The sequence below is a fragment of the Acinetobacter haemolyticus genome (assembly GCF_900406815.1).
GTDB lineage: Bacteria > Pseudomonadota > Gammaproteobacteria > Pseudomonadales > Moraxellaceae > Acinetobacter > Acinetobacter haemolyticus_A.
Genome location: NZ_OVCN01000009.1, coordinates 87,024 through 101,468 on the forward strand (window position 1 = coordinate 87,024; position 14,445 = coordinate 101,468).

16 protein-coding genes are annotated in these 14,445 nt (G+C 37.1%); 7 read left to right on the forward strand and 9 right to left on the reverse strand.

Annotated elements, in window-relative coordinates; all coding sequences use genetic code 11:
* Positions 1-261 precede the first annotated feature (261 nt).
* The 3 genes from DK207_RS07985 to DK207_RS07995 all read left to right on the forward strand — a co-directional run bounded on the left by DK207_RS07985 (position 262) and on the right by DK207_RS07995 (position 3,927).
* Positions 262-2,424, forward strand: a complete 2,163-nt coding sequence (locus DK207_RS07985; RefSeq protein WP_109440706.1) for a malate synthase G — start codon at positions 262-264, stop codon at positions 2,422-2,424.
* Positions 2,425-2,559: 135 nt separating this feature from the next.
* The gene (locus DK207_RS07990; RefSeq protein WP_109440707.1) at positions 2,560-3,180 is read left to right on the forward strand and encodes a 2OG-Fe(II) oxygenase; all 621 of its coding nucleotides are present in this window, start codon (positions 2,560-2,562) and stop codon (positions 3,178-3,180) included.
* An 81-nt stretch (positions 3,181-3,261) separates the two neighbouring features.
* Positions 3,262-3,927 carry an SOS response-associated peptidase family protein gene (locus DK207_RS07995; protein ID WP_109440708.1) on the forward strand — a complete coding sequence of 222 codons (666 nt, stop codon included), beginning with the start codon at positions 3,262-3,264 and terminating at the stop codon, positions 3,925-3,927.
* A gap of 69 nt (positions 3,928-3,996) precedes the next feature.
* Here DK207_RS07995 and DK207_RS08000 read toward each other — a convergent pair whose 3' ends face one another.
* Positions 3,997-4,461, reverse strand: coding sequence for a MarR family winged helix-turn-helix transcriptional regulator (locus tag DK207_RS08000; RefSeq protein WP_109440709.1), 465 nt, complete (start codon positions 4,459-4,461; stop codon positions 3,997-3,999).
* Positions 4,462-5,136: 675 nt separating this feature from the next.
* Positions 5,137-6,009: an alpha/beta fold hydrolase gene (locus tag DK207_RS08005; protein WP_109440768.1), complete on the reverse strand. Its 873-nt coding sequence runs from the start codon at positions 6,007-6,009 to the stop codon at positions 5,137-5,139.
* Between the two features lie 135 nt (positions 6,010-6,144).
* On the opposite strand from DK207_RS08005, the gene DK207_RS08010 reads away from it, so the two are divergent.
* On the forward strand, positions 6,145-6,600 hold the full coding sequence (locus DK207_RS08010) for a hypothetical protein (RefSeq protein ID WP_109440710.1): 456 nt from the start codon (positions 6,145-6,147) through the stop codon (positions 6,598-6,600).
* Positions 6,601-6,612: 12 nt separating this feature from the next.
* Here DK207_RS08010 and DK207_RS08015 read toward each other — a convergent pair whose 3' ends face one another.
* Positions 6,613-6,873 carry a hypothetical protein gene (locus DK207_RS08015; protein WP_109440711.1) on the reverse strand — a complete coding sequence of 87 codons (261 nt, stop codon included), beginning with the start codon at positions 6,871-6,873 and terminating at the stop codon, positions 6,613-6,615.
* Between the two features lie 404 nt (positions 6,874-7,277).
* Complete coding sequence (gene brnQ, locus DK207_RS08020; RefSeq protein WP_109440712.1) at positions 7,278-8,579, reverse strand: branched-chain amino acid transport system II carrier protein; 1,302 nt, start codon at positions 8,577-8,579, stop codon at positions 7,278-7,280.
* Between the two features lie 354 nt (positions 8,580-8,933).
* Between brnQ and map the strand changes: the two genes are divergently transcribed.
* Positions 8,934-9,728 carry a type I methionyl aminopeptidase gene (map, locus tag DK207_RS08025; RefSeq protein WP_109440713.1) on the forward strand — a complete coding sequence of 265 codons (795 nt, stop codon included), beginning with the start codon at positions 8,934-8,936 and terminating at the stop codon, positions 9,726-9,728.
* Positions 9,729-9,769: 41 nt separating this feature from the next.
* Here the strand turns inward: map and DK207_RS08030 are convergent, their stop codons facing one another.
* Positions 9,770-10,690, reverse strand: a complete 921-nt coding sequence (locus DK207_RS08030; RefSeq protein ID WP_109440714.1) for a LysR family transcriptional regulator — start codon at positions 10,688-10,690, stop codon at positions 9,770-9,772.
* Between the two features lie 128 nt (positions 10,691-10,818).
* Between DK207_RS08030 and DK207_RS08035 the strand changes: the two genes are divergently transcribed.
* Entirely contained in the window at positions 10,819-11,142 is a 324-nt protein-coding gene (locus DK207_RS08035) for a hypothetical protein (protein ID WP_005080492.1), read from the forward strand.
* A 63-nt stretch (positions 11,143-11,205) separates the two neighbouring features.
* Here DK207_RS08035 and grxD read toward each other — a convergent pair whose 3' ends face one another.
* Positions 11,206-11,547 carry a Grx4 family monothiol glutaredoxin gene (gene grxD / locus DK207_RS08040; protein WP_109440715.1) on the reverse strand — a complete coding sequence of 114 codons (342 nt, stop codon included), beginning with the start codon at positions 11,545-11,547 and terminating at the stop codon, positions 11,206-11,208.
* 167 nt (positions 11,548-11,714) lie between these two features.
* On the opposite strand from grxD, the gene DK207_RS08045 reads away from it, so the two are divergent.
* On the forward strand, positions 11,715-12,929 hold the full coding sequence (locus tag DK207_RS08045) for an aspartate aminotransferase family protein (RefSeq protein WP_109440716.1): 1,215 nt from the start codon (positions 11,715-11,717) through the stop codon (positions 12,927-12,929).
* 60 nt (positions 12,930-12,989) lie between these two features.
* Here the strand turns inward: DK207_RS08045 and DK207_RS08050 are convergent, their stop codons facing one another.
* The 3 genes from DK207_RS08050 to DK207_RS08060 all read right to left on the reverse strand — a co-directional run bounded on the left by DK207_RS08050 (position 12,990) and on the right by DK207_RS08060 (position 14,404).
* The gene (locus DK207_RS08050; protein WP_109440717.1) at positions 12,990-13,421 is read right to left on the reverse strand and encodes a CBS domain-containing protein; all 432 of its coding nucleotides are present in this window, start codon (positions 13,419-13,421) and stop codon (positions 12,990-12,992) included.
* A gap of 141 nt (positions 13,422-13,562) precedes the next feature.
* Entirely contained in the window at positions 13,563-13,940 is a 378-nt protein-coding gene (locus tag DK207_RS08055; protein ID WP_109440718.1) for a DUF2750 domain-containing protein, read from the reverse strand.
* Between the two features lie 230 nt (positions 13,941-14,170).
* Entirely contained in the window at positions 14,171-14,404 is a 234-nt protein-coding gene (locus DK207_RS08060; RefSeq protein WP_005090384.1) for a hypothetical protein, read from the reverse strand.
* Positions 14,405-14,445 lie beyond the last annotated feature (41 nt).

Below are 14,445 nucleotides of genomic sequence, written 5' to 3' on the forward strand. Positions count from 1 at the left end.
TATGATTTTAAGTATAGAACACTTTATTCTTGCAGGAATTTTGTTATAACTAGATAGGTTTGAACCTTGTGTAAAGGTTACAACACTAAACAGTAAGGACATAATACATAAGCTTTTCCCAAAACAAGAAATTGAATTTTTGTCAATACTACATGTGGGGAAAATGCTTACTATTTAGGAATGTGATATTACTATTCAGGCTAGTATAAATCGGTATACTAGGTTTCTTGTTATAAAAAGTTAGCACCATCAGGAAAGACAATGACTGTACGTATTCAACAAGGCAAGCTAGCGATTGCTAAAGAACTTTACGATTTCATCGAAAATGAAGCTTTACCAGGTTCTGGTTTAGATAGTGAAACTTACTGGAAAAACTTCGAGCAAGTCGTTGTTGATCTTAGTCCAAAGAACAAAGCATTATTGGCTAAGCGTGAAGAGCTTCAAGCGAAAATTGATGAGTGGCATCGCAATAACAAGTTTGAACTCGAAGCATATAAAGCATTCTTAACAGAAATTGGTTACTTAGTACCAGAAGTAGAAGATTTTAAAGTTACAACTGAAAATGTTGACGAAGAAATTGCTTTATTGGCTGGTCCTCAACTGGTAGTACCTGTGCGTAATGCACGTTACTGCTTGAATGCTGCAAACGCTCGTTGGGGTTCATTGTACGATGCGCTTTATGGTACAGATGTAATTTCTGAAGAAAATGGTGCTGAGAAAGGTAAGGGATATAATCCTGTTCGTGGCGACAAAGTGATCGCTTTTGCAAAAGATTTCTTAAACCAAACCTTCCCATTGGCGCAAGGTTCGCATGCAGATGCAACAAAATACGCGGTTGATCACAACCGTTTAGTTGTAAGCCTAAAAGACGGTTCAACCACTACTTTAGAACATGAAGCACAGTTTGTTGGTTTTAATGGCGAGGCTGCTAATCCAACAGAAATCGTTTTATTAAATAACGGCTTACACGTTATTATTGATATCGATGCAAATAGCCCTATTGGTCAAACTGATGCAGCTGGCGTGAAAGATTTAACGCTTGAGGCTGCGATCACCACCATTCAAGATTTAGAAGATTCTGTTGCAGCTGTCGATGCCGAAGAGAAAGTTGAAGGTTACCGTAACTGGTTAGGTTTGATGAAAGGTGACTTGCAAGAGTCAATCGAGAAAAATGGTAAAACCATTACTCGTGCTTTGAATAAAGACCGTACGGTTCAAAACTTAATTGGTGGTACGACAACTTTACATGGTCGTTCATTAATGCTTCTTCGTAATGTTGGTCACTTGATGACGAACCCAGCGATCCTTGTGGATGGTGAAGAAGTATTTGAAGGAATCATGGATGCTTTAGTTACGCCATTACTTACAATTGCTGATATCCGTGGCCAAAACGAGAATCACAACTCTCGTAAAGGTTCTATGTACATCGTAAAACCAAAGATGCATGGTCCTGAAGAAGTTGCTTTCGCAGTTGAATTGTTTGAACGTGCTGAACAAGCACTTGGCTTACCAGCTAAAACACTCAAAATCGGTATTATGGACGAAGAACGTCGTACCTCAGTGAATTTGAAGAACTGTATCGCTGCTGCGAAAGATCGTACAATCTTCATTAACACAGGTTTCATGGACCGTACGGGTGATGAAATCCATACTTCTATGGAAGCTGCACCAGTTGTACGTAAAGAAGCAGTTAAGACTCAGAAATGGATTGCTGCTTATGAAAACCGTAACGTTGCAATTGGTTTAGCATGTGGTTTACAAGGTAAAGCTCAGATTGGTAAAGGCATGTGGCCGAAACCAGATAGCATGAAAGATATGTTGGCAACTAAGACTGCACATCCAAATGCTGGTGCAACTTGTGCATGGGTTCCATCACCAACAGGTGCCGTACTTCATGCGTTGCATTACCATCAAATCAATGTTAAAGCACGTCAAGACAAGTTAGCAGCCGAAGAAATGTTGTCACTTGATGACTTGTTAACTCCACCATTTGCACCTGAGACGAATTGGACTGCAGAAGAGTTAAACAATGAGTTAGAGAACAACTGCCAAGGTATTTTAGGATATGTTGTTCGTTGGGTAGATCTTGGGGTAGGTTGTTCGAAAGTTCCAGATATCCACAACGTTGGTTTAATGGAAGACCGTGCAACATTACGTATCTCTTCTCAACATGTTGCAAACTGGTTACGTCATGGGATCGTTACACGCGAACAAGTTGAAGAAGTGCTTAAGCGTATGGCTGTGATTGTTGATCAGCAAAATGCAAATGATGCATTTTATATACCAATGGCACCAAACTTTGATGGTATCGCATTCCAAGCTGCTTCAGATTTGATCTTTAAAGGCGCTGAGCAACCATCAGGTTACACAGAGCCATTGTTACATGCTGCACGTTTAAAGCTTAAAGGTTATACAGGTGACTAATTTCGATTAGTGACTGTCAATCTGCAAAGACCCTTCAATTCTGAAGGGTCTTTGTTTTTATGGCGCGATCATATAAATGCGAACTAAATTTTTGCTATAATTCTCTCAATTTGATCATTTAGTCGAAACTTAACAATGTCACAGATTTTAAAATTAGATGCTTTAAAACAAGCACAAGTTTCAACCTCTCCTTATCCATATTTTGTGGTAGAAAACTCGATTTTGGATAGTGAAGTAAAGGCTGTGATTCAAGACTTCCCAAAAATTGATCAAGGGGGAAGTTATAATATTGAAGACGTTGAAATCAAACCTAATTTTGATCGTTTTTTAAAGTCTCTTGATACCAAAGAGTTTCGCCAAATCTTAACTGAAAAATTTGATGTGGACGTGATGGAGCATCCGATGATGATCACATTGCGTGGTTATTCACGTCAAAAAGATGGTCGTATTCATTCTGATTCTAAAACTAAATTGCTGACTATTCTGATTTATCTAAATGAGTCTTGGGATGCGCCTACTGGTCGTCTTCGTATTTTAAATGACGAGAAGAATATGGATGACTATGTAGAGGAAATCAATGCTGGTCCAGGTACTTTGGTTGCATTTAAAGTGACAGATAATGGCTGGCACGGATATGTTCCTTACGAAGGGCAGCGCCAATCAATTCAAATTAACTTCTTAACGAGTGATAAAGCCAACGCTAAACATCGGTTTGTCCATGGTTTAAGTGCGAAATTAAAAAAGTTATTTAAATAACCTTTTTAAAATAATAAAGGAGGTGAAAATACCTCCTTTTTAAACAAGATTTTTATTTAAGATTTAATTAATCATCATAATATGTGTGCTAACTATAAGCCTTTAACGCCTGAGCAAGTAAAGCAACTCGAATTGCCATTGATCCCATTTGAATATGTGGATGAAGTCTATCCGAGTTATAAAACGCCTTTGCTATTTCAATCGGAACAGGGTTTAGAATGGCGAGAGGTATTGTTTGGTCTGGTTCCTAAGTGGTCGGAAGACACGAATATTGCCAAACATACTTATAATGCACGACACGAAACAATCTTTCAGAAACCTAGTTTTGTCGAAGCCGCATCAAAGTGTAAGTTTGGTGTTATTCCAGTTTCTGAATTTTATGAAAGTAAATATATTGATAATAAGCCGCAGCGGTGGGGTGTACGTAGAAAAGATGGTAAAGCATTCTATATTGCAGCACTGTATGAAATCCGCAAACTCAATGACCAGATTGTACGCTCTGCAACGATGTTAACCATGGATGCAATTGATCATCCGATGATAAAAGATTTTCATGAACCTGGTGATGTTAAGCGCTCTGTCGTGGTTATTCCTCATCATCGTTTGAATGAATGGCTCAGCTTAAAACAACCTGATCAACTTAATCATTTCATGTGTGGATTTCCAGTGGAAGAATTTGAATGCTCACATGTACCCAAAATAAAGATCGAAAAGATAACACCTCAGCTAAATATGTTTGATGAATGAAAATTTAACCAGACATAAACGACAAAGGCTTCATTAATGAAGCCTTTATGTGTCAAGAGGACGAATATTTTAGCGAGCAAGATTCTTAAACATGTGTCTCAAAATTTCCATGGTTTTTTCGATTTGCAATGGTGTCAAACCATCAAAAGATTGCTCAAGGATAACAGAGGTCAAATCATTAATTTTAGTGATCATTTCTTGACCTTTATCTGTTAGATAAACGCGAGTGATACGACCATCTTCTTTGCATGAGTAGGTCTCAATATAACCTTCATCTTTTAAACGATAAACAATTTTGGTTGTTGTCGACATTTTTGAGATGACCATATCTGACAGTTCAGATACGCTTGCATGAGGTTTAACATCTAATGCGATAAGAATACGACGACGTGAGTTGTCTAAGCCATATTTCTTAAGTACGTTGTCGATGTTTTGTACGTACTGAGCATTTACTTGAGAAATCCAATAATAAGGAAAATCTTCTAGCTTAAATGAATCGGCTGTAGGTAAAAAACGCGCATATTTCTTTGTCATTTCCCTCTTTCCCCCATGCTTTATGAAGAGCGATATAGCGTAACGCTTAGATTCCATGAAATGTCTACAATTTCATTGCTAAAAACACGAGTTTCATAGCAGGTCGTTAATAGCCAATCTATTTAAAGATAATTATGTAATTATCTTGATCAATCACTAAGGGAATTATCACAAAATTCACATAAATTTGTAATGAATGATGAATTCACCAAAGAGACCCAATCCCACGATATTCCAACGACTTCGCATTTCTGCTCATTTGTAGAATAATCGTATTGTAGAAAAAAAATACGTATTTTGACGTGACTTTTTTATAAAAAATTCTGTCTAAAATGTCATAAAAATACAAAATCAATATATTTACTAAATAAATAATCAATAAAAAATTAAATAATACAGAATCTTGTATTGAACAGATGGTTAAAAAAATATGCGCAAAAATATTGTGAAACAGTTGAATAAGGACATTCTTTATCACACTTTCATTTTTTGCTGCGGAATAAAGCATTTTTTAAGGAAATTAGGTTAAGTATTTCTAATTTAATAATTATTTTGATTAGTATGTCTAACTTATATGTTAATTTTTTTAGGTTTCATCATAGTTAAATTGATTGCTTAAAAAAACGCATCTAAACAGGATTACAGATTTAGATGCGTAAAGTGGAAAACTTGTTTCTAGTGATTGAGATCTATATGTAATTCTCTTTCAATCACTGGCCAGAGTTTTTGATGTGATTTTTTAAACATTAACATATGACCAATTTGCTTATAACCATGTTTCTGCGGACTCAGCTCAATCAGCTTGGTTCTAGCATTTGGATATAAACGAAGTAGATCTTTGACATTGGTATGGGTGGCGATTTCATCGTCGCTAGCCCAAAAAGAGGTGATAGGGCATAGAATTTCTTGGTGATAATCTTCGAAAATACTTTTGCCAATCGCATTCATGACATAGCCTGGTTTGCTACAAAATTCTGCCCATTGCTGAGCGACTTTTTTAGGCAAATTTTCTCCCATACCAATAAATTGTGTGGCCCCATATCCTTTAATTAAACTTGAGATCGGAAAAATCACATTGAACATTACTGGCGCAAGTAACTTGGTTTTACCTTTCAAACCTTTTACATGACCAGTAGAACCGGCGATTGCCAAAACTTTTGCCACTTTATGATAGTTTGGTGTAATGCCAAGGAGTTGTCCTCCAGCACTGTGTCCGACAATAATCACTTGTTCTGCATTTGTTCTTTTTAATAATGTTTCAATTGCAGCAGGGATATCGAGCATGCCCCAATCATTGATGCTGGCTGTTGAATCTTTTAATGGGCCATGTAAGGAACCACCAATACCTCTAAAATCAAAACTAAGAACATTATATCCTTGTTGGCTTAACCACTCTGCAAAGGCATGATAAAAGGTTTTGGTTATACCCGTTGCTGGACAAATCAAGATAGGGAGTGCTTTAGTATTCTCTGTTTGAGCAGGATAGAATTGAGCAGCGAGTTGATAGCCATCAATACAACTCATCCAAAATGATTCAAATGTTTTCATCCAAGACATACTCTTTTTGATTCATTGTTCTACTTTACACAAGTTCCAAAAAGAAACTTGATTGAAATGTGACTCCAAAGTCAAATTTTATGTAATATAGCGGCGAAAGGAAATTAAATTACTAAGGATGCTTTGATGTATGTATTAAATACTGCAACGCAGATTGCAATTGTGTTTAGTGGGATATTTTTATGGGTAGGAATGCTTACTGGGGTTTGGAAATACTATCAGATTAGAAAAACTGAACAGGCGAGAGCACATTACTATGTCGATATTGCTCATCGAAGTAGTCTGTTATATGCCGCAGCGAGTTTAATACTTGCGGCGCTTAGTTATTTTACGATTTTGGCTGAGTCAGTGGTCTTATTTTGTGTTATTGCAAATTTATTCTTTTTCGCTATGTCAATTTTCACTTATATCCTTCACGGCTTACTAAAAGATACAACCAATCAATTTAAACAACCCCATCAATTAGGGCGTTTAACACTGCCTGCTTGGGCCATGACGATGATGATGTTGGCTTTAATTATAGTGGAACTTGGCGCAACAGGAATTTTATTGTTGGGCACAATGTTAAGTTTTTGGAGTTAAAAAAATGGATGATCACTCATCCATTTTTCCTAAAGAATTTTTCTTACGTGCTAGGCTTAATTGTCGAAATTTTTGGTCTACGACGGCCCAAACACAAAATGCCAATGAAACAATTAATGCATAAGCAAAATATTCAGGTTTTAAATTGCCTTTAATGACGCCTTGAAACAATAATGTTGCCATTAGCGCAAGTGTCGTGATGGCATAAATAATTGAGTCATTGGTCTTCAGAGTGTTAATGAAGACTTGCTTGTTGAAATGTGTTGATAACATCTCCATCCCTCCTTGTTGTGATGACAAAACCATGTGTTTTTGTCAGAATTGTTATTAAAGTTGTACTTGGAATTTTCAAACTTTTCAATAGCTAAATGCATTCTTTTTTAGGCGAATTATATATAAGGATTGATTTATATAACTTTTTGGTATTTTTTGTGTGAATTCACCCTATTTATTTGTTAAATATAAAGACATTGTTATCTTTTTTAGTAACTGCCGAAAAGTAACTCATGGACAGAATTTGTTTAATTAGTGGTCATCAACTTAATTGTTGATTATTTTAAATTTAGTACATGGAAAAATGATTTGTCGTAAACAAAAAATGAACATTGGATAAAAGAACATTCTTTGTATAGCTAAAATCATGTTTGGGTAAAACATCATTTTAACGACAAATCATTTTAGTCTTTACTCATAACCATTCGATCTATCACAATCGCGCAGACGAGAACGATCAAGGATGGTAGTAACCATGCAAGATTTTGTTCATTTAATGGTAATTGTTCGATAAAACTAGGTAGATAGGTTTCAAAACCTGCAGCTTTTATGGCTTCGATAATTCCAAAGAAGAAGGCAATCGCAGTTACTGAACCGACCACAAGAGAAGGTTTTTTCCAATATTTCCAGAAAAAGCTCAGCATGATCACAACAATTGCAGGTGGATAAATCGCACTCAACACTGGAACAGAGAAAGCGATTAGCTTAGTTAAGCCCAGATTTGAAATTAATAAAGACAAGCCGGTAAGGATGAAGACCAATAACTTATACGGTAAACCTGTTAACTCCGTAAAGTATTCAGCACATGCACATGTTAAACCAATCGCTGTGACCATACAGGCAAGGAAAATTAAACCTGTCAGGAAATAAGAACCATAATCACCAAACGCATGTTGGACATAAGCATGGAGGATGATTGCACCATTGTCTGCATTGGCTGCAACTTCATGACTGCCTAAACCCAGTTTGAATAAACTTATATAGACAAGGGTTAAACCTAAACCTGCAATTAAGCTAGCGATGATGGCGTATTTGGTAATGAGTTTGGAATCAGTGACCCCACGTGAATGAATCGCCTGAATGATCACAATACCAAATACAAGTGCACCTAAGGTATCCATGGTTAAATAACCACTTACAAAACCTTCAGAAACTGGGCTAGCAATATAGTTATTGATTGGTGGTGAAATCAATCCTGTCGGAATCGCAAATGCCGCAATCCCTAATATGGCCAGTGCAATGATTTTTAAGGGTGCAAGTACATGACCAACTGTATCTAAAAGCTTGTTTGGATACAAAGACACAGCCATGACAAAAACAAAATAAATGATACTGTAGATGAATAGACTGCTATTTGAAGTCCCAAAATAAGGTGCAAATCCGATCTCATACGAAACGGTTGCTGTGCGTGGTGTAGCAAACAGTGGTCCTACAGTTAGATAACAGACGATCGTGAGAAGTAAACTCGAAAAACGTCCTAGGGGAGAGCTGATGATTTCAATTGAGCCTTGCATACGGGACAAAGCCATAATTGTGATTACAGGTAGACCTACTGCTGTGATTAGAAATCCAAAAGCAGCTAGCCATACATGTTCACCAGCTTGTTGAGCAACAATAGGTGGAAAAATAATATTACCTGCACCGATGAACAGTGCGAAGGTCATAAAACCTAAGGCAATAATATCTCCTGTACGGAGTTGGTTCATAAAAGCGGGATGATTAAATAAAAGTGCGGATTTTAGAACAGAAAGATGATCAATTGAAACCAATTTTATGTGAAAACTGGTTTATTTTTGACTAAAAAGCACATGTAAAAAACAAAATATGATTTTGATTCATTTGATGGATCGATAAGTGTTTAAAAGTGCAGCAGATTAAGTGGCTTATCGTTTCTCTCTATAATTGGTATTGAAATTAAATGTAAAATAAAAGTGTTATTTTAGTCATAAAATGATTGAAGATTTTTCTTTTGAAGCGTAAAACTATTCCCCATACCTATTGTAGCTTCTCTTTTAAGCTACTTTTTGAATTGAAATTGTTTTTTATAAGGAATATCTCGAATGAGAGCTTCTACTGTGACCATTAAGACTGAACAAGATATTGAGAAATTACGTATCTCTGGACGTTTAGCGGCACAAGTATTAGAAATGATCGGACCTTATATTAAACCCGGCGTTTCAACTGAGTATTTAGATGATATCTGTAATGATTACATCGTAAATACATTACAGGTTATTCCAGCGAATGTGGGTTACCACGGCTTTACCAAGACCACTTGTATTTCTGTTAATGAAGAGGTCTGCCATGCAATCCCTTCTGCTAAAAAGATTTTACAGGATGGTGATATCCTAAACATTGATGTGGCCGTGATCAAAGACGGGTATTTTGGTGATACAAGTCGTATGTATTTTGTGGGTGAGCCAAGTCCAGCAGCTAAAAAATTGGTTGAAACCACTTATGAAGCAATGTTAGCTGGTATTCATACAGTTAAACCTGGTGCGACTTTAGGGGATATTGGTTACGCAATTCAATCTGTGGCTCATCGCGAGGGCTATAGCATTGTTCGTGAGTATTGCGGGCATGGTATTGGACGTGTTTACCATGAGCAGCCAAATATTTTGCACTATGGTCAAAAAGGTCAAGGCATGGTGTTAAAGAAAGGTATGGTATTTACCATTGAACCTATGGTGAATGCAGGAAAACCTTTTGTAAAAGAGTTAAGCGATGGTTGGACTGTCATCACACAAGATAAATCTTTGTCCGCGCAATGGGAGCATATGGTTGCTGTGACTGATGATGGTTTTGAGTTACTCACACCATGGCCAAATGGAACAGGAAATTATCCACCTGTTTAATATTTCTTAGACTGTTAGATGAATAAAGCGAAAGGTTCGATTTAAGATCGAACCTTTTTTGTTGTGCACTGAGCTAACTCTTCCACTAGATAATCAATAAAAACGCGCACCGCAGGCAGTAGTCCTCGTCGTGAAGGATAAACAGCATGGAAAATACCATGAGGTGCCGTCCATTCTGGTAATACTCTGACCAGTTGCCCTGATTCTACAAAGTTTTGGGCAATACTATCCGGTAATAATGCAATTCCACAGTTTTGACTGGCTAGCTCAGTTAACATCAATAAATTTGAGCCCATAATCACGGGATTAACCTTAATCTTCTTTTGAATATTATTCGGTCCAGATAGTAAAAACTGTTGATCAAGATGATCTTCAGACATACTGATGATGCGATGATCAGTGAGTTGTTCCGGTGTGGTGATATGACCAAACTCGTTTAAATAGGCCTGACTTGCGAAAAGTCGTTGTTCGATTGTTTCAAACTGTCTTAAAACCAAGTTAGGGTCTTCATCAAGATTCGAGCGGACGCGTAGTGCGAGATCAATTCCTTCGTTAATCACATCAACCCGACGGTTACTAACCAGCATTTGCACTCGTACTTCAGGATATTTTTTTAGAAAAGCGGGTAGGATTTTAGCCATTTGGTTTTGAGCTATATCTACAGGTACGCTGACTTTAATTACACCTCTAGGTTCGCTGCTTAAATGGTTGACTACATCATGTGCAGCTTGTGCAGCATTCATCATGACTTGTGCATGACGATAGACATCCATACCAATATCTGTAACTGCAAAATGTCGAGAACTACGTTGAATTAAGCGTACACCGAGTTGCTCTTCGAGGTTGTAAACGCGCCGACTGAGTTTTGATTTTGGAATATCAGTTGCGCGTTCAGCCGCACTAAACCCACCATGTTCAACGACTAGCGCAAAACAGTAAAAATCATCTAAATCGGTTAGCATTATTCAATTCCATTTCTGCAACATTCGATATTTTATAGATTTGTCGTTGCAAAAATAAGAGCGTATTCGATATTTTTTGTGAAGTAAAAAGTCCTTTATAATTCAGAAAATTTTTATGATCGATAAATATGACTTATCAACTCTTTGAAGTATCTGATGCTAGTGCGAATATTAGCTGTCCTTATTGTGACCAAGCAGTTTTAGATTGGACGCAAGAGCAATATATACAACCATGTGAACATACTTTGTTTATGGCAATGGATTTAGGGTTTGAGTTCATTGCTGATCGTTTTGAAGCAGCTTTGTCTCAATCAGTGGATGAAATTCACGATGATCCTAATATGAACATCTATGCAACAGTGACTCAGGCAAAATACTTAAATATACAGATTTTTAAAGCAGATTTGGGCGTGGAAGGGATGTTTCGTTATATCGGGTTTAGTAAAGACTAAGACTTTCTATTCTCAATTTCCAATAAAAAAGCCAATCATATGATTGGCTTTTTGCTTGATAGCTTATGCTTCAGGCGCTGGGCTGTATTGTTCTACTAATGGTTTTAACTCACCATTTTGGAACATTTCAAGCATGATATCGCTACCACCAATTAACTCGCCATTAATCCAAAGTTGTGGAAAAGTAGGCCAGTTTGCAATTTGAGGTAAAGTTGCACGAATATCTTGATTTTCTAGGATATTTACATAGGCAAATGGACGACCAATTTGGCTAAGTGCTTCTACTGCACGAGCAGAAAAACCACATTGCGGGAATTGTGGAGTGCCTTTCATGTAAAGTAAAACAGGGTGTTTCGCAATTTGATCACAAATTAACGCTACTGTATCACGCGCTTGTTCCGTCATTAGATAGATCCTCAACTAAACTTCCGACATTATATACCTAAAAAAATCGCTTCGCCGAGCATTGCCTAAGATTTTTCTTGTATAAATGTGAGTTTATGCTTTCAATCTATGCAAGTTTTTGCTTATATAACTTTTTTCCACACAACTACTGATAGATTGAGTTTGTTATGACAAATATTACTCTTGCTCCTGTGCAACCTGATCAACCGTCACATCTTATGGCAACCTATGGTCGCCAAGCGATCAGTTTTGTGCGAGGACGAGGGGCGTATTTATATACAGCAGAAGGGACAGAATATCTCGATGCTTTGACGGGGATTGCAGTATGTGGTTTAGGGCATGCACATCCAGTGATTGCATCTGCTATTGCTGAACAAGCTGCAACATTAGTACATACCAGTAATTTATTTGAAATCCCTTGGCAAACTGCAGCAGCGCAGAAACTTGCTGAAGTCTCTGGTATGGAAGAAATTTTCTTTTCGAACAGTGGTGCTGAGTCAAACGAGGGTGCAATTAAAATTGCACGTAAGTTTGGCTCACAACAAGGGATTGCGAATCCTAAAATTATCGTAGCTGAGCAATCGTTCCATGGACGTACACTGGCAACTTTGTCAGCGACAGGCAATAAGAAAGTTCAAGAAGGTTTTGCGCCATTAGTCGACGGCTTTGTTCGTGTGCCTTTTGGAGATATTGAAGCAATTCAAGAAGCAGCGATTCACCATCCCGATATTGTTGCGATCCTGATTGAACCAATTCAAGGTGAAGGTGGTGTCAATACTGCACCGCAAGGTTTTAGTTATCTAGAAGAAGTACGTGCGTTATGTAATCAGCATAATTGGCTGATGATGCTCGATGAGATCCAAACTGGAAATGGACGTACTGGTAAATATTTTGCTTATCAACACACCAGTATTATTCCTGATGTAATGACGACTGCTAAAGGTTTAGGTAATGGATTTCCCGTAGGTGCTGTGATGACCCAAGGAAAAGCTGTTGGAATACTCGGCGCTGGTAGTCATGGTTCAACTTATGGCGGAACTGTATTGGGTTCACGTGTGGTTTATACCGTAATTGATACGATTCAGCAGGAAAATGCAGTAGAGAATGCTGCTACAGTAGGGGCATATATAGTTGATCAACTAAGAACACAACTTGCTGAAAACAATGTCCAAGTGCGCGGTTTTGGTATGATGATCGGTATTCAACTCCCTAAGGATTGTGCTGAATTAGTTGCGATTGCACGTGATCAGTATAAATTGATTATCAATGTAACTGCGGGTTCAGTTGTTCGTCTATTACCACCGTTAAATATGACTCAAGCACAGGCAGATGAATTATTACAGCGTCTTGTTCCTGCCATTCAAAACTTTTTAGCCGCATAAGTCTTATATTTAAAAAAATGGGCAATTTAAAAATTGCCCATTTTTTGATAATTCGAAAATCTAGCCTGAAATATATTGTTGTAATTGTTCAATTAGAATACGTTGATCGTCCATAGCTGCTTTCACTAAATCACCGATAGAAATAAAACCAACCAGTTTGTCATTTTCTAATACTGGTAAATGACGCAAATGACGATCCGTCATTAGCTGTAAGCATTCTTCAACTGTGTTGTTTAAACCTACGGTGATGACTTTAGAAGTCATAATATCAGCAACCAATGTGCTATTTGATGAACGTTCCATCAATGCAATCTTACGGGTATAGTCACGTTCAGAAAAAATCCCAATGACTTTTTCATCCTCTGCAACGACTAAAGCACCAACACCTTTGTCTGCCATAATTTTAATTGCTTCAAGTACAGTCGAATTTGGTGAGATTGTAAAAATGGATTGTTCAGCTTTATTTTTGATGACTTGAGCAACGATTGTCATTGTTTATTCCACCTGTGTTGTATTGTCGTTTTCATTTAACTTAACGGTATTTTTTTTAATTGCAAAGCCCTAATTGCAGCTTAATGATGACTTTTTAAACATATTCTGAATAAAAATATGCATTGATGTCGCTAATTTCTCCTAAACAGCAATAGCTGTTTGATGATGCATGAAGAAAAAGTGCTGCATCTGCTGTGTAGAGAGTTTAAATTTGCAATGAGATGAATTAAATAAAGCTGGTTCTACCTGCAAACGTGTAAGTAGGGGAAGTAGGGATTCATGAAAATCCTTTGATGTGATTTTACGTGGTTTATAGTGTTTCCAATTCGACTGAGCATAGCGATGCGCTTGAACACCATTGAGCCAGAAGGGGAATAAATGTCCATTTTGATCGGACTTAATCGCCCAACCTTCATGATAAAGACCCCAAAGAACTCCGCAATACATCATTGTTTTTAGAATTGATATTTTAATCATCAACTCTCGCGAGACTGGTTTGAAATGATTGAACCGATACATGTCGTTAAACTGAGCTTATTTAAACTTATGTTTTATTATAAGAAATCTAGATGGCATTTATGTTTAAACTCTTCATCAAAATCGTAAGCAAATATTCTTGGTATTGCACAACCAACTAAGTAAGTTCTGCAAAACGACTATAGCTTTGATGTAGCGCAAGATAAATAGGGGTATTATTGATACATTGCTTTTATACAAGGATTAAAAAACGCCACCTAGGTGACGTCTCTTTATGCTTGCAAGGTTGCCATCTTTTGCCAGTATTGGGCTTTTAATGAATCTCGTTCGACTCGAAAACCTTGATAGTACAATTCTGCTAAAAATAATGCTGCTTTACCGTGACCTGCTTGTGCAACTTGTTCAAGATCTTTTACAGCGTCTTGAAAGTTTTTTTGCGATTGAATTGTATTTACCGCATTTGCATAAACATGCTCTAGTTCATGTTGTGTAAAATGTTGAATCATATATAACTCCTTATTTTAATTATGATTACCGCATATTCTAT

Excerpts from the sequence above, each read along its gene's own strand:
- DK207_RS08060 (WP_005090384.1), bottom strand. The coding sequence starts at position 14,404 with ATGATTCAACATTTTACACAACATGAACTAGAGCATGTTTATGCAAAT.
- DK207_RS08015 (WP_109440711.1), bottom strand. The coding sequence starts at position 6,873 with ATGTTATCAACACATTTCAACAAGCAAGTCTTCATTAACACTCTGAAG.
- DK207_RS08010 (WP_109440710.1), top strand. The coding sequence starts at position 6,145 with ATGTATGTATTAAATACTGCAACGCAGATTGCAATTGTGTTTAGTGGG.
- DK207_RS08005 (WP_109440768.1), bottom strand. The coding sequence starts at position 6,009 with ATGAAAACATTTGAATCATTTTGGATGAGTTGTATTGATGGCTATCAA.
- brnQ (WP_109440712.1), bottom strand. The coding sequence starts at position 8,579 with ATGAACCAACTCCGTACAGGAGATATTATTGCCTTAGGTTTTATGACC.
- DK207_RS08030 (WP_109440714.1), bottom strand. The coding sequence starts at position 10,690 with ATGCTAACCGATTTAGATGATTTTTACTGTTTTGCGCTAGTCGTTGAA.
- DK207_RS07985 (WP_109440706.1), top strand. The coding sequence starts at position 262 with ATGACTGTACGTATTCAACAAGGCAAGCTAGCGATTGCTAAAGAACTT.
- map (WP_109440713.1), top strand. The coding sequence starts at position 8,934 with ATGAGAGCTTCTACTGTGACCATTAAGACTGAACAAGATATTGAGAAA.
- DK207_RS08000 (WP_109440709.1), bottom strand. The coding sequence starts at position 4,461 with ATGACAAAGAAATATGCGCGTTTTTTACCTACAGCCGATTCATTTAAG.
- DK207_RS08045 (WP_109440716.1), top strand. The coding sequence starts at position 11,715 with ATGACAAATATTACTCTTGCTCCTGTGCAACCTGATCAACCGTCACAT.
- DK207_RS07995 (WP_109440708.1), top strand. The coding sequence starts at position 3,262 with ATGTGTGCTAACTATAAGCCTTTAACGCCTGAGCAAGTAAAGCAACTC.
- grxD (WP_109440715.1), bottom strand. The coding sequence starts at position 11,547 with ATGACGGAACAAGCGCGTGATACAGTAGCGTTAATTTGTGATCAAATT.
- DK207_RS08050 (WP_109440717.1), bottom strand. The coding sequence starts at position 13,421 with ATGACAATCGTTGCTCAAGTCATCAAAAATAAAGCTGAACAATCCATT.
- DK207_RS08035 (WP_005080492.1), top strand. The coding sequence starts at position 10,819 with ATGACTTATCAACTCTTTGAAGTATCTGATGCTAGTGCGAATATTAGC.
- DK207_RS08055 (WP_109440718.1), bottom strand. The coding sequence starts at position 13,940 with ATGTATCGGTTCAATCATTTCAAACCAGTCTCGCGAGAGTTGATGATT.
- DK207_RS07990 (WP_109440707.1), top strand. The coding sequence starts at position 2,560 with ATGTCACAGATTTTAAAATTAGATGCTTTAAAACAAGCACAAGTTTCA.